The organism is Nostoc sp. (assembly GCF_036917135.1).
Taxonomy (GTDB): Bacteria; Cyanobacteriota; Cyanobacteriia; order Cyanobacteriales; family Nostocaceae; genus Nostoc.
This window is the reverse complement of the sequence record NZ_JBALEA010000081.1, coordinates 12300-34183: the sequence shown is the minus strand read 5'-3', so window position 1 is coordinate 34183 and position 21884 is coordinate 12300. Positions and strand designations below refer to the sequence as shown.

15 protein-coding genes are annotated in these 21884 nt (G+C 44.4%); 5 read left to right on the top strand and 10 right to left on the bottom strand.

Annotated elements, in window-relative coordinates:
- Positions 1–167: 167 nt before the first annotated feature.
- Both V7K50_RS25835 and V7K50_RS25830 read left to right on the top strand, forming a co-directional pair.
- Positions 168–971, top strand: a complete 804-nt coding sequence (locus V7K50_RS25835) for a tetratricopeptide repeat protein (protein WP_334965117.1) — start codon at positions 168–170, stop codon at positions 969–971.
- A gap of 466 nt (positions 972–1437) precedes the next feature.
- Entirely contained in the window at positions 1438–3831 is a 2394-nt protein-coding gene (locus V7K50_RS25830; protein ID WP_334965115.1) for an HAD-IIIC family phosphatase, read from the top strand.
- Between the two features lie 68 nt (positions 3832–3899).
- Here the strand turns inward: V7K50_RS25830 and V7K50_RS25825 are convergent, their stop codons facing one another.
- The 8 genes from V7K50_RS25825 to V7K50_RS25790 form a co-directional block, all read right to left on the bottom strand.
- Positions 3900–5288, bottom strand: a complete 1389-nt coding sequence (locus V7K50_RS25825; protein WP_334965113.1) for a cytochrome P450 — start codon at positions 5286–5288, stop codon at positions 3900–3902.
- 74 nt (positions 5289–5362) lie between these two features.
- Positions 5363–6178: a TIGR01548 family HAD-type hydrolase gene (locus tag V7K50_RS25820; protein WP_334965111.1), complete on the bottom strand. Its 816-nt coding sequence runs from the start codon at positions 6176–6178 to the stop codon at positions 5363–5365.
- Positions 6179–6628: 450 nt separating this feature from the next.
- Complete coding sequence (locus V7K50_RS25815) at positions 6629–8314, bottom strand: alpha/beta hydrolase (RefSeq protein WP_334965109.1); 1686 nt, start codon at positions 8312–8314, stop codon at positions 6629–6631.
- 388 nt (positions 8315–8702) lie between these two features.
- Positions 8703–11927 (bottom strand): efflux RND transporter permease subunit, encoded by a 3225-nt coding sequence (locus V7K50_RS25810; RefSeq protein WP_334965107.1) that lies wholly within the window; start codon positions 11925–11927, stop codon positions 8703–8705.
- A gap of 181 nt (positions 11928–12108) precedes the next feature.
- Entirely contained in the window at positions 12109–12786 is a 678-nt protein-coding gene (locus V7K50_RS25805; RefSeq protein ID WP_334965105.1) for an efflux RND transporter periplasmic adaptor subunit, read from the bottom strand.
- Positions 12783–13733, bottom strand: a complete 951-nt coding sequence (locus V7K50_RS25800) for an efflux RND transporter periplasmic adaptor subunit (RefSeq protein WP_334965103.1) — start codon at positions 13731–13733, stop codon at positions 12783–12785. The genes V7K50_RS25805 and V7K50_RS25800 overlap by 4 nt, the downstream gene beginning before the upstream one ends.
- A 191-nt stretch (positions 13734–13924) precedes the next feature.
- Positions 13925–14209 carry a hypothetical protein gene (locus V7K50_RS25795; RefSeq protein WP_334965101.1) on the bottom strand — a complete coding sequence of 95 codons (285 nt, stop codon included), beginning with the start codon at positions 14207–14209 and terminating at the stop codon, positions 13925–13927.
- A 47-nt stretch (positions 14210–14256) separates the two neighbouring features.
- The gene (locus V7K50_RS25790) at positions 14257–15285 is read right to left on the bottom strand and encodes an NAD(P)/FAD-dependent oxidoreductase (protein WP_334965099.1); all 1029 of its coding nucleotides are present in this window, start codon (positions 15283–15285) and stop codon (positions 14257–14259) included.
- Between the two features lie 166 nt (positions 15286–15451).
- Between V7K50_RS25790 and V7K50_RS25785 the strand changes: the two genes are divergently transcribed.
- The 3 genes from V7K50_RS25785 to V7K50_RS25775 all read left to right on the top strand — a co-directional run bounded on the left by V7K50_RS25785 (position 15452) and on the right by V7K50_RS25775 (position 17055).
- Entirely contained in the window at positions 15452–16078 is a 627-nt protein-coding gene (locus V7K50_RS25785; protein WP_334965097.1) for a TetR/AcrR family transcriptional regulator, read from the top strand.
- Positions 16079–16333: 255 nt separating this feature from the next.
- Complete coding sequence (locus V7K50_RS25780) at positions 16334–16585, top strand: hypothetical protein (protein ID WP_334965095.1); 252 nt, start codon at positions 16334–16336, stop codon at positions 16583–16585.
- A 170-nt stretch (positions 16586–16755) separates the two neighbouring features.
- A complete protein-coding gene (locus V7K50_RS25775) occupies positions 16756–17055 on the top strand; it encodes a 30S ribosomal protein PSRP-3 (protein ID WP_069071048.1) in 300 nt (99 codons plus the stop codon).
- A gap of 12 nt (positions 17056–17067) precedes the next feature.
- On the opposite strand, the gene V7K50_RS25770 is transcribed toward V7K50_RS25775, so the two are convergent.
- Together V7K50_RS25770 and V7K50_RS25765 are read right to left on the bottom strand one after the other, a co-directional pair.
- Complete coding sequence (locus V7K50_RS25770; RefSeq protein ID WP_334965093.1) at positions 17068–18975, bottom strand: serine/threonine-protein kinase; 1908 nt, start codon at positions 18973–18975, stop codon at positions 17068–17070.
- Positions 18976–19466: 491 nt separating this feature from the next.
- Positions 19467–21578 carry an SPFH domain-containing protein gene (locus V7K50_RS25765; protein WP_334965091.1) on the bottom strand — a complete coding sequence of 704 codons (2112 nt, stop codon included), beginning with the start codon at positions 21576–21578 and terminating at the stop codon, positions 19467–19469.
- Positions 21579–21884: the final 306 nt, after the last annotated feature.

Sequence of the window (21884 nt, the reverse complement as noted above, 5' to 3'; positions counted from 1 at the left end):
TATGGGCATTGGGCATTGGGGATGAGTCTTTGATACTCGTGAATGAGTCTTTAATACTCGCTGACAAGTCTTTGAACTCCGTGAATGAGTCTTTCTCCCTGACAAGTCTTTGAACTCCACTCCTCTGCCCCATGCCCCATTTTCAACATAGATGCAGGTAAACCTAGATGATTAAGTTGATTGGTATTTTTCTGAGTCTGTTACTTGTGTTCGGCTGGGGTACTCCAGTTATGGCAGAATCTCAACCGCCCATTACTCAAGAACAGTTAAAACAAGGCGATGAGTGGGCAAATCAAGCCTTTGCAGCGACGAATCAAGGTGATTTTGCGACGGCTGAAACTTACTGGACAAAGATTATTGAGCAATTTCCGACAAATGCGGGGGCATGGAGTAACCGGGGAAATTCGCGGGTGAGTCAGAATAAGTTACAAGAAGCTCTGGCAGATTATAACAAAGCGATAGAATTAGCGCCGAATGTCACCGATCCTTATTTGAATCGGGGGGCGGCATTGGAAGGGTTGGGAAAATGGGACGATGCGATCGCAGATTATAATCATGTCTTAGAACTCGATCCCAAGGATGCGATGGCGTATAACAATCGGGGAAATGCCAAAACAGGTTTAGGAAAATGGGAAGATGCGATCGCAGACTACAAAAAATCTAATGCGATCGCCCCAAATTTTGCCTTCGCCCGTGCTAACTACGCCCTCGCTCTGTATGAAACTGGTCAAAAAGAGCAAGCAATCCGTGAGATGCGAAATATTGCCCGTAAATACTCCAAATTTGCTGATGTGCGTGCCGCCCTCACAGCTGCATATTGGGTAAATGGAGAACAAGGCGAAGCCGAAAGCAACTGGGTAGCAGCTTATGGACTTGATAGCCGCTATAAAGATATCGACTGGGTAAAAAATATCCGTCGTTGGCCGCCCAGCCTAGTTACAGCTTTGGATAAGTTCTTGAAAATCCAGTAGAGGTATTTGACCTCCAGATTGTAGCGGCTTTGGATAACTTTTTGACACTTTAATAGGGGCATTTACTATGAGATTGATCAAAATACTCTCTGCACTTACTGTTGAAACTATCAATTGGTTCTATCCACTAGTCTTGACCATTGTGACTTGTTTTCTAGAGGCTTGGCTAATCTTTAGCATATTTCCAGAAATCAACACCCTGGTTCTGATGGCAATATTTCCCATTCTCTACTTGTTCTGGTTATTTCTATTTTTATGCCTGAGTACATTGGGTACAACCCTTCTGTTTCTGTTTGTAAAAAAACCAAGATTTCTAGAAATTGATGTCCTTGAGGATTTGCCATTACTGATTAAAATATCACCCATAATTAACTCTTACAGGATAATGCTACTGCTCGATACATTGCCTGGGCTGAATTACTTAAAAATGTCTCCAACTGCATTGAAATGGCTCAGGAATTTGGCAATGCGAGCCTATTCTCCAAAAGTACATATAGGTAAAAGGTCTCTAGTAGTTGCATGGCTACAAGATCCAGATTTGACATACATCGGCGACAATGTTGTTATTGGCAGTGAATGCCATCTTGTTGCTCATGCTACTAATACATCTGATGGGAAAGTTAAATATATTTCAGAACCAATTATCATTGGAAATAAAAGTACTATAGGTGGTAACACTCGAATCGGAATGGGTGTCAAAATTGAAGAGGAAGCAATAGTAGAAGTAGGCAGCAATGTACTTCCTTACACACGTATAGGACGTGGTGAAATCTGGGGTGGAAATCCTGCTATTTTTCTCCGCAAACGAAATGAATATGTAAACGAGGCAAAACCAAAGTCTTCGTTTCAACAAATAGATTCCTTAGAATTGAATGAAATAATTGCTAATGCTATTCGTTTGACACCAGAAGAGATTTCTGATGACCTAAATAGCAGCAACTGTATGACATGGGATTCCCTCGCTATCATGTCAATTGCTGCTGTATTATATGACCGCTTTTCAATTCGTGTTCCTGCCAAAGATATTTTCCAACTGAATTCTCGAAAGTCAATCGAGCAGATAATTACCGCCCATACAGATAGTTATTCTCTAGAAAAAAGTTCAGACATTGTATCTACTCCTAGCGAAAATATTGAAATCCAAAAAAATCCAGAGCTTTTACCGCTTTACGATCTAGATATCGTCACTCAGGTACTTGCCCGTCGTTTTCGAGAATCGATACCAAAAAGTAATACAAAAATTGTCATTGCTGCCAGTTTTACTGCACAACCACTAGGTTCTACTTTAGAACTCTGGTGTCGAGCTTTCGGCATTCCATTATCTGTTGAATTTGGTGAATTCAACCAATTGGAACAGACTCTTCTTTCTCCAGACAGTGTTTTTATGAATAATCCAAACGGGTTAAATATAATTCTGACTCGCCCAGAGGATTTAATCTCCGATGAAGATCAGGACGGAATGATTCGTGGTGGTCAACTGTTGGATGCTATTAGTAATTATGCTGCAAAGAAAAATGGTCTGATTGTGTCGAATTTACCTCTAGCAGTTTCGCCATTTTTTCATGGCAAGCATCAACAGGTAGAGAAAGTACGCCTTTGGTGGCAAGAACAACTGGAGAAATTGGCAGGAATTTATATTTTAGACTTTGCAAGAGTTGTTGAGGAAATTGGACGAAAAAATTCACAAGATGCTTTATTTGAGTCAATTGCTCGCGCTCCTTATTCACAGATTGTCTATCAGAGACTAGGAATTGCTATTACCCGTTTAGCGCATGGAATATTTATTCCTGCTAAAAAAGTTTTGGCACTTGATTGCGATGGTATTTTGTGGGGCGGTATCGTCGGTGAGGATGGTATTGATGGCATAGCTTTGAGCAATGACCAGCCTGGCCGCAGTTTTCGTCTATTTCAGGAAATGCTTTTAGCTCTCAAAAAACGCGGTATTCTCCTAATACTTGTTAGCAAAAATCAGGAAGCAGATGTCTGGAATGTATTTGACAATCATCCTGATATGGTATTGCAACGCTCAGATATTGCTACTCATCGGATTAACTGGAAGGCAAAATCTGCCAATTTGCGCGACATTGCTGAAGAATTAAACTTGGGTCTGGACTCTTTCGTTTTTGTGGATGATTCCCCAATCGAATGTCTGGAAGTGCAAACTAATTCTCCAGAAGTAACTGTTGTTACCATGCCAAAAGAGCCGGCACTTTATGTTGAAACTCTTTCTAAGCTCTGGTGCTTTGATTCTTCAAATATCACAATCGAAGATAAGATCCGAACAGAACTTATGGCGCAGGAACAACAGCGTCATAAATTACAGCAGGGTGTAACTAGCCTGGAAAGTTATTTAGAATCCTTGCAATTGGTTGTAGAAATTCGGTCTGCCGAAGAAAGAGATTTGCCACGGGTAGCCCAATTGACGCAGAAAACCAATCAGTTCAATCTTTCTTTAATTCGCCGTTCCTTAGCTGAAATTCAAGACCTTCACAAATCCAGTTCCATACTTGTGCTTAATCTTAAAGACCGCTTTGGTGATTATGGTCTTGTTGGTGTAGCGATTCTGAAGCAGAATAACGAATGTTTGTTTATAGATACCATGCTGATGAGCTGTCGTGCTTTAGGACGCGGAGTGGAACAATCTCTTTTGTGGAGTATTTTTGATTTTGCTGCTCAGAAGAATTTAAATAAGATTGTCGCTCCTTACTCTTCAGGTCTGCGAAATGAGCAGGTGAAAAGCTTTCTTTTAAAAATGGGTTTTTCACAAACGCACTCAGATGTTCTGGAAGCCGAGGTAAAAAAGGCTACCAAAAAGCCTGGGCATATAAAAACGCTGGTTTGGATGCCAAATTTGGTGTAGTTTAGGATCTGCTCTGGAGGCAAATGTAATGTTAAGCCTCCAGAAATGCGATCGCATTCTCAAACTTTCTAAACCAAACTAGTCTCCCGAACTGCCTGATTTTGCTCACGCTTCCCGGTAACAATCATCTGTACACCTCCTCCTGGTCCCAACAGCGCCCCCTTACGGGCTGGCTGCACTGGTTTGCTATCAGCTAATTCCATCTGCCAGTGAGATAGCACTGTTGCCAAAACTACCTTCATCTCAAACAGCGCAAATGCCATCCCAATACAGCGACGGTTCCCGCCACCAAAAGGTAAATATTCAGAAGAAGTAAATTGCCGTTCTAGAAAACGCTCTGGTTTAAATTGCTTTGACTGCGGATATAAATCTTCTCGATGATGGGTCAAATAAATGCAAGGAATCACCAAAGTACCAGGATTCAACTGATAACCCATGATTTCTAAAGGATATTTTACCAAGCGATTTAATGCCAACATTGCCACTGGATATAAGCGCAGAGTTTCTGAACAAACAGCACTCAAATAGGGCAAGCGTAAAATAGCATTTGGGTCGGGGTCTTTACCCAAGCTATCTATTTCTTGCAGTAGTTTTTCACGCACCTGTGGTAAATGGTGAATCCAGTACAAAGCCCATGTTAAGGAAGTCGCCGTTGTCTCGTGACCCGCCACCAAGAGGGTAATTAACTCATCGCGTAACTCTACATCCGTCATCGGCTGCCCCTCTTCATCACGAGCTGCCATCATCAAAGCTAGGATATCAGTTCGAGATGGGTCAGGTTGCTGTTTGCGATCCTGAATCTCAGCATATATGAGTTCATCCATTTGCTCTCGTAAACGCAGGAATATACCCCAAGGACTCCAAGAACCTAAATCTCGTTGGAATGATGGGAAAACAAGCATCATTGCTGTAACAAAAGGCTGCTTGGGATTCAGGATTTTCAGCAGCACTTTTTTGAGTTTTTCATAACGTAGCCCATCTACTAGACCAAATACAGCTTTCAAAATCACCTCTAAGGAGATTGTTTGCACAGATGGCAAAACTGTAAAGGATTCCCCAACTTGCCATTGACTAATTACTTGCTCTGTGATGTCGCGAGTTAACTGACCATAAGCTAGCATTCTTTCTCCATGCAAAGGAGGTGTCAACAACTTTCGTTGGCGCTGATGAGGCTTACCTTCTAAAGCGAGTAGTGATTGCTTTCCTAATAAAGGCGATTTAATCCCCGCTGGTTCACCAGAGTCTAACTGTTTTGGGTCTGTGGTAAAAATCTGTTGAATCGCCTGAGGATTACTAGTGAACACTTGAGGAATAAAAACTGGGCCAATTCGGAGGGTGAACGTATCACCATAGCGTTTAGCACAGGCTTCCATGTATTCTAAAGGATTAGTCAGCCACTTATATGTCTGTACCCAAGGATGAGTTTTAGGGCCGTTAGGCAGTTTAAGTGCAGACATTTTTATTAATCTCCCAATGATTAAAGCAAGATTCTTATCAGCAAGTTATTCATGCACCCCTAGCTTGATTAATCTTAGAACATAGATCGGGGAGATGAACTTACCAATTCTTGAATCTGCTTTGGAGTCAATTCCTGCACATTACGCAAAACTACTGCTGCTCCTGCTGCTATTAGTGTCTCACTGTATGCATCACTACGCGCGGCTGTTTCCTGGACGTGGGGCGGTAAAACGCCTACTCCAATCCAAGGGCGAGAAGAATCTAGACCCCGTGCTTTCTCGACGGTATACATATCTGCTACCGTATCTCCCACATACACGATCGCTAATCTTTCCTCAATTCCATTATCTAACTGACGAACTGTGGCGAAAAGTCCAGTGGGGTCAGGTTTCCCTGGCGCATCTTCCATCGCAATCAATACCGGAGATTGCAAACCCAGGCGTTTTTCCAAAACATAGTTAGCAGAAGCACGAGTTGCACCGCTAAAAAATCCCCAAGCAATCCCGGCTTGGGTAAGTTGCTCTAAATAGCTAGGTTGTAATAATAAGGGTTCATTACAGATATACCCTGTAAAATTATTTGGATCTGTCCCTCGGTAACGCGATTGAAAAAAAGCAACGATCGCACTGTAATCTAGTTGCAGTTGTTCGCGGCTCTGTTTTTGGGTTTCAAAGTAGCGGTAAATTAATTCCTGCGATGCTTCCCAATCGTTATTCCACAAGCCTTCAGACTTGAGTTGGTCAATATCTGGTGGGGTTGGCCGATATGCTTGGGTCGTAAAATATTCTACGGTATCTGCGAGGGCCCGGTGATAGGAACCGCTAACATCGCGCACAACGCCATCAATATCGAAAATAGCGATCGCTTTTGCAGAAGTTGGTTCAGTCATGGGTAGAGAGGAAAATAGTTTTATAGAACCCATTTGATATCTTTTAGGCGAAGCAGATTTATCCCCAGATTATCACCAAAATCCAATTTGAACTCTCAGTCAAACCATCAAAAGCTGAAAAAGAAGCTACTGGAAAATCTGGCTTTGGCGTCAACTCTACACGTACTCCACCAGGGTTTTGGTTTGATTGGGTGCATAGGTAATCTTGCCACCATTAAAATATTTGTCTTCCAGCGCTTTACAGCAGTTTTCATGTATTTGAACCACATCTGTCGTAGGGGCACAGCAATGCTGTGCCCCTACCGCGTGGTCTATTTACCTGAAAATAGCTGTAATATTCTGCGCCGCTTTATAGAATTTCAAAGTCCCTCTCCCAAGTTTGGGAGAGGGATTTAGGGTGAGGGCGAAAACTACAGTTCTCAACTTAGATAAGGTTTAATTATTTAATTCTCATTTCTGACGAACTAATCCTTGGGGAAATCCTGGTGGTAGCGACTTGACGAAATAGACCTTGACTGGTTCATCCCGATTTGAGTTCTTCACATAAGATGTACTTAGAAAAGGACGATATTGAGTCTGGTGAGCAAGATATACTTTCATGAAAGCTGTACTAAAAGCCTGAAAATGAATGCGTCCCAATTCTGGGTCACTTCCAGAGAAACGGTTAGAAGATGGTAAAATTACGCTACTCACACCAGCAATCAAATCGGTATGAGTCCCTTTGTCACCAATACCCAAATACTTGTCTTTGGTAGTCAACCAAGAAAATGCTTGTACTTGTTCCAAGAAGACGGGAGTAACCGTGTCTGAGGCTCCACCAGCAATGACTACAGGGATTTCGATTCGGCTCATACCTGCTTGCCCAAGAATACTACTAGTAATTGGATTCAGAGCAATCACAGCTTGAACTCGGCGATCGCGTAAATCTAGGTTGCTTAAGTTTTGTTGTATCTGTTCATAATCAGGAGAATTTTTTCCCAGTGCTAAAGTACGACACTGCAACAACAACGACATATTGACCGAATCAGATTCAGATTTACAATCTTTGTGCAACTGATTAATATTGATGCGTGCGCCAGCTAAGACTAAGGCTGTGTAACCACCGAAAGATTGTCCAATCACACCGACTTGTTGAACGTTGATTTTTCCTTGTAGCCAGGGATCAGATGTTGAACGCTGCTCTAATTGATTAAGTACAAACGTTACGTCTAAAGGTCGGTCAATTAATTCTGTGTCTGCAAATACTTGTTGGCTTTTCCCTGTGAGTAGTGCTTCCATTTGGAGAGAATCACTACCAGGATGCTGAGGAACAACAACAGCAAATCCGTATGATGCTAAATTTTCTGCCAAGTAAGCAAAACTCTCGCGATCGGAACCTAGTCCATGAGAAATGACTACAACTGGTGCAGGTGTTTGACTTTTAGGTAAATAAATATCGGTTTGAATGACTCTAGTTTTAATACTTCCAGTCAGGGATTTACGATTAGTATCCACAAAGGCGATCGCTCTCTTCTGCCAAGAAAACGCCCCTGACTTGTTGTATAACTCCGGTAATTTTGAGATATCTATAGGTGGTTCAGTCGATATTTCTGTATTAGACTGTTGCTCAATTACAGAGAGAGCTTGATTTGTCTCCTTGTTCAGAGTTGAAAGTTTATTCATCAGTGCCAAAAGCTCTTCAGTGTTAATCCGAATACTCTGTGAAGGGAAGTAGCGCATCGTATTCAGGAGTGTTAATCCCTCTGGATCAGCCGCCGCTAGAATCAACGCCGCACGAATTGCATAAAAACCGTTTTGTCTTGAATCTGTTTGAATCAATTCACCCGCAGATTTTAACATCGATTCTCCAATTTCTGAATAGAGAAATTGAGAGACTGCTACGGGACTTAATTTTTGTTTTTCAGTCAAAACCTGGCGCAGTTGAGCAATATCTTCTGGTTTGAGGTACTTTTTATATGATGCTAGTTCACTGCTAATTTTACCTTCTTGAGCATAAGTTTTTAAATCAGTAACAGGAAGAGAAAATTCTAAAAGACTGTAAGAAAATTTTATTTGTTCAGCACCGAGATCTGGCATCATTCCCATACTCAACAGCCCGATCGTGGTACCGACCCAAGAAGGAATTTTAAGTTTCATAGCATGGTGTGAATGAGTAATTTGAATCACAAACAAAATCAGCGTTCTTTCTTTTTACTTTTGCCTTGTTGTACTAGTGGTCTGTCTCATTAAATTTGAGTGATAAGAGAACGAACCGCAAAGGACGCAAAGAGCGCGAAGAAAGAAAGAAAGAAAGAAAGAAATTGAAATTTGATTTACCCCGCCAAATTAATGGGACAGACTACTAGTAGTCCACCACACCAACTTTCATGGGTGAATAAGTTCGTAGTTAGGACTTTAGTCCTTAATTTGAGCGCTAAAGCACTCACTACAAACCAAGCATTGTTGACTTGGCGGACTACTAGAAGGAAAAAGGATTTGACTTGTTTGTTTCATTTGTATCGTGTGGTGCGACGCTCTCAAACAGTTAAGCAGGGGCATCTCCCTGAAACTTGACGACTGTTCCTTGACTCTTTCCATTCAAAGAGGCTAATTCTCCAGATGGAGTAGGTTCAGGCGATTGGGGCGGTTTACCTTTAGAGGCAAAGTCTGTGAGGTTTTTGACCACCACGTAAAGGACGGGCACCAGCAGCAGGCTCATGATCACGGAGATAAATAACCCACCAAACACCGCCGTACCAAGGGATGTCCGGCTGGCTGCACCAGCCCCGGATGACAGTAGTAGGGGAAGGAATCCACACAGGGAGGCGATGGTGGTCATGAGAATCGGGCGGAGTCGCTGTTGAACTGCATGGAGTACGGCTTGGGCGATGGTCATTCCTTTCTCCCGCGATTGGTTGGCAAATTCTACAATCAAAATCGCGTTCTTACTCGCCAAACCAATCAGCATCACCAATGCCACCTGACAGTACAAATCGTTGACTAACCCGCGCACTGAGACAAATAACAGAGCGCCTAAAATGGCAAAGGGTACTGTCAGTAGGATGATGATTGGGTCGATGTAATTTTCGTACTGCGCGGCCAAGATGAGAAACACAGCCACGATACCAAAACCAAAGATCAAAATCGTTTGTCCGCCAGACTTGGCTTCTTCTCTAGAAATTCCTGTCCAGTCGTAACCCAAACCGGGCTGGTCGATTTCCTTAAAGGTCTGCTGCATCGCTGTAATTGCTTGCCCAGAACTGTAACCGGGCGCAGCATTGCCTTGAATCTTGATGGAGCGAAATAAGTTGAAGTGGTTGATGGTTTGCGGCCCAGTAATGGGAGTCACTTTGGCGACTTCATTTAGTAGCACCAGATTACCACTTCGGGAACGGACATTAATTTGACCAATATTATCTGGAGAGTTCCGAAACTGTTCATCTGCTTGGATATATACTCGATAACTGTGCTGAGAGAAGGTAAAATCGTTGACGTACTGCCCACCCATGTAAGCGCCCAGAGTATTCATTGCCTCACTAAAATCGACATTCAGGGCTTCTAAGCGATCGCGGTTAATGTCAATCTGGTACTGGGGGGTGCTGGCAGTAAATTGAGTGAATACTTGGCGTAAAGCGGGGTTTTGATTGGCTTTGGCAATTATTTGTTGTGCGATCGCCAGAAATTGATCGATACTCAGTTGTCCGTTGCTGCGGTCTTGAAGTTGAAATTCAAAGCCACCTGTTACCCCATAGCCAGAGACGGCGGGTAGGTTGGATGTAAAGATCAACGCATCTTGATTTTGGGCAAAGATCCCATTTAGCCGTTGCACGATCCCCTTCACCGAATGTTCGTCACCCTGGCGCTCTTTCCAATCTTTCAGCTTAAAGAAAAATGTCCCCTGATTTGGGCCATTGCCATTCAGACCAAAACCGGCAATGACGAGAGAGGTTTCCATTTCCGGCACTTCTTTTTTCAGAGTTTGAGACACAGTGTTAACAATTTTTTCGGTATAAGCGAGGGAAACACCATCGGGAGCCTGAATCAGACCGACCATAATACCTTGATCCTCATCTGGCACAAATCCACTGGGGACGGAAATATATATAAACGCCGTTGCCGCCAGTCCGAGGATAAATAGCCCCACTACAAACATGCGGATGCGGATCAGGAACTTGCTCAGACTCTCGTATTGCTCCAGTACCCAGCTAAAGCCCCGGTTGAACTGACGAAAAAACCAGCCCAGCAGCCCTCGCCCTTCACCCTCGGTATGATGCAGGAAGAGTCCAGACATACTGGGGGTGAAACTCAGGGCATTGAATAAAGAAATGCCGATGGAGAAGATAATGATCAATGCAAACTGCCGATACATGATGCCGGTCGCCCCCGGAAAAAAGGATACCGGGATAAATACCGCCATCAACACCAAAGAGGTGGCAATCACCGCCCCAGAAAGCTCCCCCATCGCCTCAAAAGCCGCTTGCCGTCGGTCTAAACCTTGTTCCATCTTGGCAGCAATCCCCTCAACGACGATGATGGCATCGTCTACCACCAAACCTGTTGCCAGTACTAATCCAAACATGGTCAACGTGTTGAGTGAGAAGCCGAAGAGATAGGCAAAGGCCAATGCACCAACCAAGGATACAGGAACAGCGATCGCCGGAATAATTGTCGCCCGCCAATCTTGCAAAAAGATGAAAATCACCAGCACCACTAGGGCGATGGCTTCCATCAGCGTCTTGAGTACTTCTTCGATTGAGACTTCCACAAACTTGGTGGTGTCGTAGGCAATGACGGCTTTCACCCCTGGAGGAAAGTTTTTCTCCAGCTCTGCGATTTGCGCTTCCACCGCTTTGGCAGTATTCAGCGCATTGCTGCCCGGAAGCTGATAGATCAACATCGCAACGCCGGGTTTGCCCTGTACCAATGCCGAAGTTGTATAATCCTTCGCGCCTAACTCGGCTCTTCCCACATCCTTGAGTTTAACCAGTGTCCCGTTAGTGTCAGACTTGATGACCAAATTCTCGAATTCCTCGACATCTTTTAATCTACTATTAATGCGGAGCGGGAAATTCGATTTCTGATCCGTCTTCGTGGGCGCTTGACCAATCGACCCTGCTCCCACCTGAACATTCTGAGAAGTTAGGGCACTGCTGACATCCGTTGCCGTTAATCCCCGACTGGCTAGAGCGTTGGGGTCAAGCCATAGCCGCATTGCATATTGGCGTTCACCAACCAAAGTTGCATCCCCAACACCAGGAACTCGCTTGATAGCATCGGTGATGTATAGGTCAACATAGTTACTCAAAAAGATGTTGTCGTACTCGCTATTTTCGGCATAGAAGCCATAAACTAGGAGAATGCTGTTGGAACGTGCTAGGGTAGTTAATCCAGTTTGGCGCACAGACTCAGGTAAACTTGGTTGGGCGATCGCAGCTCGATTCTGCACGTTAACTTGGTTAATGTTGCGGTTGCTAGCTGGATCAAACAGAGTTGAAATGGTGCTGGAACCGTCATTACCACTGCTTGAAGTCATGTATTGCATCCCCTCAACCCCGTTCACTTGCCGCTCAATCACGGTTGAGACGGTATCTTCAACGGTTTGGGAATCTGCGCCAATATAGACGCTGGTGGTTTGCACTTGAATGGGGGCAATTTCTGGTAAGTTGTTAATCGGTAGCAATGGAATGCAAATGCCACCAATCAGCAAGATTAGGATGGTGCAAACTGTTGATAAGACAGGTCGCTTGATAAAGGTGTCTGCGATCGACATGATAATTACTCCTAATGCCGTTTTTTTAGAAAGCTGCGCCAAATCCTAGCTTTTTTTTCAACGCAAAGGTACGCGGAGGTTAGCGCAAAGGTACGCAGAGGTTTTCTAATAATTAGGCGCATCTTCATAGAGAATTCTTTGCGTCCCTCTGCGCTTACCTCTGCGCCCCTTTGCGTTTAAACTAAGACTGTGGTTGAACGGGTACGCCATCACGTAGTTTGAGAAGATTAGACACGGCTAGGCGATCGCCTGGTTTAATTCCCTCTAAAATCGGATAGGCATCGCTTTGCACTTCGCCCAACTTCACAGGTTTTTGATGGACGACGAATTGCGGCTTTTCCTTAGATTTGTCTTCTTGCACCACAAAGACAAAACTCTGTCCACCAATGCGACTCACCACTTGAGTTGGAATCAAAATCCCCGGTTGCTGGCTCCAGACAATCCGAGCGCGAACATATTGCCCATCCCGCAATTTGCCACCAGAATTAGCAAATCGAGCTTTCACTAAAATAGATTGAGATGTACTCACTTGTGGCGAGATAAAGTTAATGCTGCCAGTAGTTAAACGCTTACCTGTGTTGGCATCCAGTAGCTGTACAGGTAATCCCCGACGCAGTTGAGCAGCATTGTTGGATGGCACCGAAATTCGCATATCTAGGGCATCGTTTTTGGTAATTGTGGTCAAGGTTCCGCCAATATTCACGTAATCGCCCACTTTGACGGAAAAATCGCCCACAATCCCATCAAGCGGTGCAACCACCTGTTTCTGGTTCAGGTTTACTTGATTTGAGGCAACTTGAGTCTGGGCTTGCTGCACGTTCGATTGTGCTTGCTTGACACTGGCTTGGCTGGCGTTCATATCATGTCCGCATAATTAGTTATGCTAACCACAGTCAATACACCCCACCCCCAGCCCCTCCCCGCTTGTGGGGAGGGGAGACAAAGCATAGCTTTGGCGGGGGTGAGTTTCTTCGAGTTTAATAAGCAATCAAGCGGACATGATATCACCTGCTTTTTAGCAGCATTTAGGGTAGCGATCGCTGCATCTAAGTTGTTTTGAGCAATATCGAGTTCTTGCCTTGCCTGTGCGCCTTCTGTTACAAGCATCTTGGTTCGCCGGAACTGCACTTGCTGTAATTTCACATCTGCGGCGGCTTTAACTTCATTGGCTTGTTGTTGTTCAAGTTGTGCCTGGGCGGTTACTACAGCCGCCCGATTGGAATTAACCGTAGCAATGGCGCTGGAAACATTGGCTGTAGTCTGATCCAAACTTAAAGATAGAATCGGCGTTCCCTTGCTGACGCGATCGCCACTGGCTACAAATATGCGTTCGATTCTCCCCTGAATTTGCGGTTGCAGCGAAACACGCTGCTGGGCTTCTAATGTGCCAACAAACTCGGAGGTAGATTGAACTTGACTCGATTCAACAGTCTGCACCTTAACCGGAAGAGGCGGTGGCGCTGGTGGTGGCGGAGCTTCTCGCTTGCCTAATAATTGCCAGCCCACAAAGCCCCCACCCCCAATTAGCAGAACTGCCAGTATGACCCAAAGCCATGTCTTGCGCTGTCGCGGGGGTTTAGAAGCGGTTTCTTCAGTATTGATAGGAGCTGTTGACACTGGCGCTAAGACTGAACCAGAGCCGTTTGCAGCACTGTTTTTCAGATCAGCAGTTGGCTCAGAAGATACAGATTCAAATGGGCGATCGAGTGACATAAGATATTCAACTCCGTCGGACAATTTTAGATTTTGGATACTTCGACTTACCTCGGCCCCGGCTCCATCGAGCGAAGTCGAGATGCTCGGCACAAGTCGCTCAGTACAAGTTTTAGATTTTGGATTTTGGATTGACTATTAAGGAATCATTGGTCAAGATTCGTAATTCAGATTAAATCTGGGTTTCCAGGTTTGAATCTGTCGCAAATATTTTTCAAATTGGTATAAATTACACAATTTTCTGACTTACAGAAATGAAGCTTTAGAGAATTCTTGACAAGACTTTAATCTCTGCGTTCAGCAGTCATTTGCCAAATTCTTTCTAAGGTTTGAATTTGCCGTAGCCGAATTGCTATTGGTTTATGATGTCTTGTATGCCGCCTGCCAACCCCAACTCCGATACAGAAGAAGATTGCTGCAACACAAAGACAAGCTACAAACAAAAGGTTGCCAGACAAACTATCAACCTGGTTGGGTGAATAGGTGAGGTCAACTTGATCAACTTGTTCAGTAATTGGAGTTGCAAATTGAGGGCTTGCTGTGAGGTCAGCTGAAGAGAACCTGTTCATAGTAGTATGCTTCTCTTAATCATTAGTATTACCAAAGGCTGAAGTTATTACCAAAGGCTGAAGTTTGCTCCTTGTTGATAGGCAACCTGAGCGGTAGCAAGCTGGGGATTCAACGGATCGATGGCACAATCTCCCCCTGCAAATACTTCTGGAAAATCTGGCAGTTGTAGAGTGGGTTTAACTAGGAGGCGATTGTGTTCATCCCGGTTTTCAGCCGGAATCGGCAGCGAGTCAATCACGGGATTTGTCGCATTTCCAGTTGTCCATATCACCGTAGCGGCGGCTAATCTCCACCGTTGCCCATTGCGCTCAAACTCTACGGTTCCCGGATGCACCGCTTTGACCTCTGATCCTAGCAATATATTCACAGAGGCAGTTCGCTCTTGCAGCGCCGACTGTGCAGTTTCCTGGAGGCGATCGCTTGCGGAATCTTTGAGAATCTCAGAACCACGCTGCAAAATTACAATCTGAATCTCCTGTGGGTTCCCGCCTAAAGGGATGTACCAAGTTGGCAGCAAATCCGCCAGTGTTGCCGCCATTTCCACCCCAGATGCACCACCACCCACGATCACAACAGTCAGCATTGCACGCCGTTCCTCTATATCTTCGGTTTGGGTTGCCAACTGCAAGCGGTTTCGTAAGTGCTGTCCTAACGCAAACGTATCATAGGCGGTACGGAATGATAGCGTATGTTCTTTTGCCCCAGGTATAGCAAGGTAACTTGTAGTGCTGCCCAATGCCAATACCAAATGACTGTAGGAATACTTTAAGCCAGAGTCTAGCTTGACCTGCTTTTGATCCACGTCTATTACTTCTACTGTACCAAGCACAAAGGTAATACCACTGTTGTGCAGCAATGCATCGTAGCGGGGACAGATTAACTCTAGCTTGACTTCGCTACTGAGCAGTTCATATAGCAGTGGCTTAAAAACGAAGCACCACGATTGGTCAATCAAAATAATCGGGCCGGAATGTAAATCTCTAAGATGGAGTGCTGCGAACAATCCTGCAAAACCACCCCCTAGAATCAAAATCGGCGGATTATCATTTTCATGGATCTGTGCTGGCGATCGCATTTGTACTCTCCTTGATTTTTTTTCGGCTGAGTTAGTCCTAGCAGACGAAACAGTTTTGTCTTGTCTAAAAGTAATAATAGACAAAACTGTTTCGTCTTGTCAATGATGTATAATAGAAATCAGTCAATAGTGTTAGTGGATGCCCAGCAAAGCGGGAAATTGAGTGATGAGTAAGGTTAAGAGTGTTGAGCGGGAGTTATCCCCCGAAAAAACTGAAGCGATTCTGCGTGGAGCGATGCAGGAGTTTATGGAGCATGGCTACGCAGGAGCCAGAATCGATAAAATTGTGGCAGCCGCAGGGGTTTCTAAAGCTACAGTCTACCGACGCTTTGCCGATAAGGAGTCATTGTTTACCGCCCTAATCCAACGAATGGCAGAGAAAGTAAACTTTTTTGAGCAGCAAGACTTTCCCTCATGCGAAGAAGAACCCGTTGTATTCTTGAAACTTCATGCTACAAAAATGCTGAACTGTGCTGCTCAAAACCCGCAAGATATAGCACTTTTTAGAATCGTCATTGGTGAATCAGGTCGCTTTCCAGAACTAGGACGCGCTTTTCTCCAAAATGTTGAGAAACCAAATCTTGATTTTCTCACCCAATACTTTGCTACTCATCCTAAACTTCAGCTTACCGACCCAGAAGTTGCAGCTAGAATGTTTATCGCCACGCTGCTCCATATTGTGACTACGCGAGATTTGCTGCATGGTGGAGATATTATGCCAATAGAGAGCGATCGCCTCATCAATGGCTTGCTCGATTTGATTATTCATCCAAGCAAAAGCGTGAGATTATGACTCCGGTAAAAAATCAGAGTCAAGGACTTGCTCTAGTTTGACACTCTCAGGTCTGAAGACACTGAGATTCTTAGTTCATCGACGTACCTTAAAATCATCCATCCTTTCGGCAATACTTAAACCGGAAACCCGTTTATTGAACAAAGTTTCTAGTCTAATTTGGTTGACCCCAGGTGGCTCTCATCTCCCTAAGCGTTAGAGAATCGTTTCTCTAGTTCCCGTATGCCCTACGGTACTTTGTACAATCAATAAATAGTGTTGTTTACTGGTCTGAATGCGCGTTGGCATCCTAGCTCTGTTTATCGTGGTTTACTCGCTACCCACTATCCATTATTTTTTCCTAGCCAGTCGTTTTGGGGTTGGTTATCCATTTGTGCTAGCGGTTATTCTACCTGTGGCATAAGTATATTATTCCACGCCCCGTACCAAAAATTAATTCTGAATGCGGTTAAAACCGTGGTCAGTGAGCTTGCCGAACTGCACGAGTTGCTTATATCTCAGGGCTAAAGCCACTGAGCTTTACGCCTACCAGCTAACTTGTAAAGGGAGATTGTTCGGGGAAAGTGGCGATGTCTAATCCAGTTTCAATCACTGTTTGGTCATTTGATAGACTATTGCGTTAAAATAAGCGATCGCTATCCTAATTAAGTAATGCCCGGAAATTCCCGGAGGTGTGATTGACCAAGTTTATTTTGAAAATTTTGTGGTTAGACGAAAACGTTGCTCTAGCAGTCGATCAAATTGTCGGCAAAGGCACTAGTCCTTTAACTAAGTACTTTTTCTGGCCCAGAAATGATGCCTGGGAAGAGTTAAAGAAGGAATTAGAGTCCAAACATTGGATTACTGACGTGGATCGTGTTGAGTTGCTTAACAAAGCGACAGAAGTGATTAACTACTGGCAAGAGGAAGGTAGAAACCGTCCAATGGCAGAAGCTCAGTTGAAATTTCCAGAAGTTGCCTTCACAGGTAGCGCCTGATATTACACAACATTAGCTAGATTCTACAAGCTGCCACAGTTTGATAGTCTTGTCTCGGCTGCCACTTGCAATTAATTGTGTAACTTTGCTCACAGCAACAGCAGATACTGAGTCTACATGACCAGAGAGAGTAACAATCTCTTCTGCTGTGCTTACCCTCCAAAGTTTAACTGTTTTGTCGCAACTTGCACTTAGGAGTGTTTCGCCATCGGCACTAAAAGCCACAGCCACCACAGACCAAGAATGGCCTACAAGTGTGCAAATTAGCTGACCAGTGTTTACCTCCCACAATTTAATAGTGTTATCATCACTACCCGTCGCCAAAATTCGACCATCAGGACTAAAAGCGACTGTCAAAACCGCCCATGCATGACCCGAAAGGGTGCTTAACAAGCTATAGCATGGGCGGTTTTCAACAGGAGGCAAAGGGGCAGGGGGCAGGGGGAAAGTGGGAATGTCCTCCGCCCCTTGTGAGTGGTCTTTTAACTCAGCACTATTCATATCCCCCTGCCCCCGTTCGGCTACGCTCACGGCAAGCCTGCTCCCTGCTCCCCTGCCTCTTGTTGGTATCTGCCACAGGCGAGTTGTCCTGTCATAACTAGCGCTGGCTAAAAGTTTTCCATCGGGACTAAATGCCACTGAGCTTACTTGCAATTGGTGTCCAGTTATGGTATTTACTTCTCTACCAGTATTTACATCCCAGAGTTTGATTGTCTTATCCCAGCTACCGCTAGCGAGAATCTGCCCATCTGGACTGAAAGCAACTGATTTTACAGCGTGGGAGTGTCCCAATAAGGTGCAGATTTCCTTTAATGTCTCAACCTGCCACAATTTGATACTTTTATCATCGCTAGCAGTTGCCAGAATTTGACCATTTGGACTGAAGCTAACTGATTTTACAGCTTGGGAATGTCCTGATAAGCTAGCTAGGACTTTTTTAGTATTTAAATCCCACAATTTGATGTTTTTGTCATCACCACCAGAGGCTAAAGTCTTACTGTCAGGACTGATGGCAAGGGCGTTCACACTACTCAATGTCCCAGAATGCCCAGTTAAAGTATGCAAGCATCGCCAAGGAGAATTTTGGATTTTGGATTTTGGATTTTGGATTTTAAATTCCATACCCATTGCTTGCATAACTTCATTAGCTGATTGAAAGCGGCGGTTAACAGGGTTTTGCAGCAGCTTGTTGAGAATTTGCGCCAAGCGATCGCTTACCTTAGTAGTAAGATATTGTTGCCAGACCCAACAATCGTTAGCAATATCAAATAAATCAAAGGGAGGAATCTGGGTAAGTAAGTAAATGCAAGTAACACCTAAGCTATATAAGTCACTAGCAAAAACTGCTTTCCCCTTCGTTTGCTCTGGTGCAGCGTATTCTGGACTGCCGATACTGGTTTCAGATGTTAGCCGATCAATTTCTGTGAAGATTTTCGCAGTGGTAAAATCGACTATGACGAAATCCCCCTTTTTGGTAATTGGGGATCTACGGATGATATTGTGGGGTTTAATGTCGCGGTGGATGATGTGGCGTAGGCGTAGCCCGCCGCAGGCATCGCTAATAAACTGCAAAACTGGCAACACATCTTCTAAAAGTTGCCAAATCTGAGTTTCATTAAAAGCGCCTTCCTCTTCAACCACCTGAGCTAAATTACTGCCTACAATAAACTCCTGTACTAAATAAAAATGCCCGTTCTCCTGAAAATAAGCGAACATTGTAGGAATTTGGGGATGATTCCCTAATTCCTCTAGCTGTTGCGCCTTTTGCTCAAAAGTTTTAAATGTTTCGGATTCGGGCGATAATTCTTGAACGACGCAAGGAATTGGCGGAAACTCACCTTCATCTACAGCCAGGAAGGTTTTACAGAATCTTCCTTTACCAATCTGTTTGAGTAAACGATAACGTTCTTGTAAGAGCAAAATTTCTCCACCAGAGTTATAGAGTGGGCATCCTACCCACTCTACAAAAACAGAACTTACGGAAACAATAGGGGACTGACAAATAAAAAAATACTCAACTACTTATTGTGGGGTGGGCGTCTCGCCATTAGTGTCAAGTTAAGCTAAAACTTCCTACGTCAATAAGCATTTATGCTTAAAAATGTGGTTTGAAAGGGACAAAAAACGAACTTTTTCAGGGATTATTAATGCTTTGTTTATCAGCATCACTCCCAGTTTGCGTATAAAACTCATAAAAAAGTTCACATTTATACTTAGTTCCAAACAAAACCTATGGTTGACAAATGGGTTTTAACCTTAAGTTGACACTAATGGCGTCTCGCCCGCCCGTATACAAGGGCGGGCGAGACGCCCACCCCACAAGATTGGGTAATTTATTTCTTGTCAGTCCCTAGCCGAAAAGAATTATTTTCAGGTAGGGGCAATTCATGAATTGCCCCTACCTGATGTTGCTAATGTTGCTTATCCATTGGAAAATTCACAACTATCGGTGGAAGACCGTTTTCTGCGGTTGGTTCTGCTTTGGTAATTACTGGTTGTGGATGCAAAGGCGTTGGTGTCAATTCACCCTTACCGGCTTGATTCCATAAAATCATGGATAGTAGTCCATCCACTAAGCCGTTATTGCTGCCATTACCGCTAACTAAGACATCTGGAATCAAACGGACATGGCGATCGCCGATAATTTGCATCAGTTGCATTGCTGTATAACCTTGGGAACCCAAAGCTTCCACCCCAGCACTGTATGTTTCAGCTTTGGCGTTACCTGTGGCTCGAATCCCTTCAGCCTCAGCCATTGCCCGGAGTTTTGTCCCCTCAGCTTCACCGTTCGCCTGCTTAATTTGAGCTTGGGCTTTCAAGTCAGCAATATGTACACTCTGCTCTGATTTCACCATTTCTTGCTGAATATCAGCCAGTGCGGTTTCCCGGACAAGTTGTTGCCGTTGGGTTTGTGCCATCTGCTGGACTTCGTAAGTCTTGCGTTCTTCTTCGGCAATTTTCCGATCTGTCTGTGTCTGCATTAGTGATGCTGGTGGCTGAATATCACCAATGAGGGTGTCGATCGCTTGCACGTCATAAGCCCGCAATGCTGTTTTAATATACTCAGCAGCCTCAGTTTGTCGCTCACTCCGAGCAGTCAGAAAGTCTAGTACAGTACAGTTTTGGGCTGAGTTGCGGAAATAATTACCGATGGTCGGTTCTAATACATGGTCTACCAGATTTTGCATTGCACCAACGCGAGAAATTACCTTCGGGGCATCTAAAGCACCCACATGGATAATTTGGGCTACTTCCAAATCAAAGGCAAACCCATCACGCGATCGCACAGTTAAAGAAGCTAATTGAGCATCATAGCTGTGGCGTTCAGTACGAGCTGACCAGTTTAAGACAATGTTGGTCGTTGGCACTAGTTCCATCTTCATAATCCGAGAATTAATCGGGTGCTTACCAGGATATAGCGGTTCGACCCATACACCCTTATGTCCCTGATTCACCAAATTACCGTGGGTAAAAGCTGCACCACTGACATCTTGATGTGCCTTACCCACGAAAGAAATCACTACACCCACATACCCAATGGGAATTTCTGTCATCGGTACTTGCTCAACCTGCACAAACCAAGGATTCAAGTTCCAAGAACCAGAAAGCAAAGTCTGCTCTTGTAAACCTCGCCGCCCACCTCCATTAATAAATTTTTGACCATTTTGGAAGTTGTCGTGTTCGTCAATTATGGGGCCTGCGAGTTCACCAGCAGAAATTGGTACACCATCTAAGGTAGTGACAATGCCAACTTTGTCAGATGCCAGACTGTACACCCGCAACTGTTCTGGAGTCATGCCATGAGCGCTGGCATTTGATGCCATGATGACTTTAAACAGGGCAGTATTCATGCGGTATGTACCAGCCGTGAGAAAACCCATTTGCCGCCCTTTTTCCCCGCCTTGGGTGAGGAATTTCCGAGCATCTTGGAAGTTGTCGCAATCCACAATTTTACCCAAAATCCGCTCTGGTGGGTTGGATGCTCCATCTGCCGCCACAATCAAGGCGATTTCACCTTGGGGAACGACAATTACCGATTCTTTTTTTACAGAATACTGCCAAGGCCAATGGCCCCAGTGCCAACCAGGAGCTAAAGTATCTGCCTGCAAGCCAGCTTCGCCGTTGAGGGCAATCAAACTGCCGGCGGGGAGTCCGCGCCCGGAAAGGGTAAATTTCCTCACGACAATGCCAACTTCACGTTCGCCAATAACCACCAATCCGCCAAAGAATAGGGGGATGAATATGACGAAACCGCCGACAAGTACGATGGGAACTAGTACAAAAGGATCAATTCCAGCAGCTTGATATTGAGTCGTGCTAGTTTGTAACTGGGCAATATTTGGTGTAGTCTGATTTAGCTGGGCTGATGCCGAAGTGATTTCTTTGGGAGTAGTTATGTTTACAGAAGTAGCATTGGCAGAATGCATACTACCAGCCATCGCTAAGGTTGCTACGATGGATGCTGCAAAATTAGCTACCTTATTTTGTTTACGCTTACCAAGGGAAAATGAAAAGCTTTTCATAATTTGTGCCCATTTGGGCAACTAATTAGCTAAGTTAACACTTCACCAGGGCAAGCCTTGATTTCTTAAACTTGACGTAATTTTTTTTTTAAATTAATAAATATGTTGTAGGTTGGACATTACCCAACCTACAAAGTTGAAATAGAAATTGACATACTCCCTGACCTGAAAGTTCAGGGATTCTGGATTAAAACAGCAACAGCAGGCATAGCCCGTCTTACATCACCTAGCCCAACAGACAATGCCCTGCCTGTTGGCAGTATTCTACCAAAAAGCCGTCCTTTATGACCGGGCTTTAGACCCAAA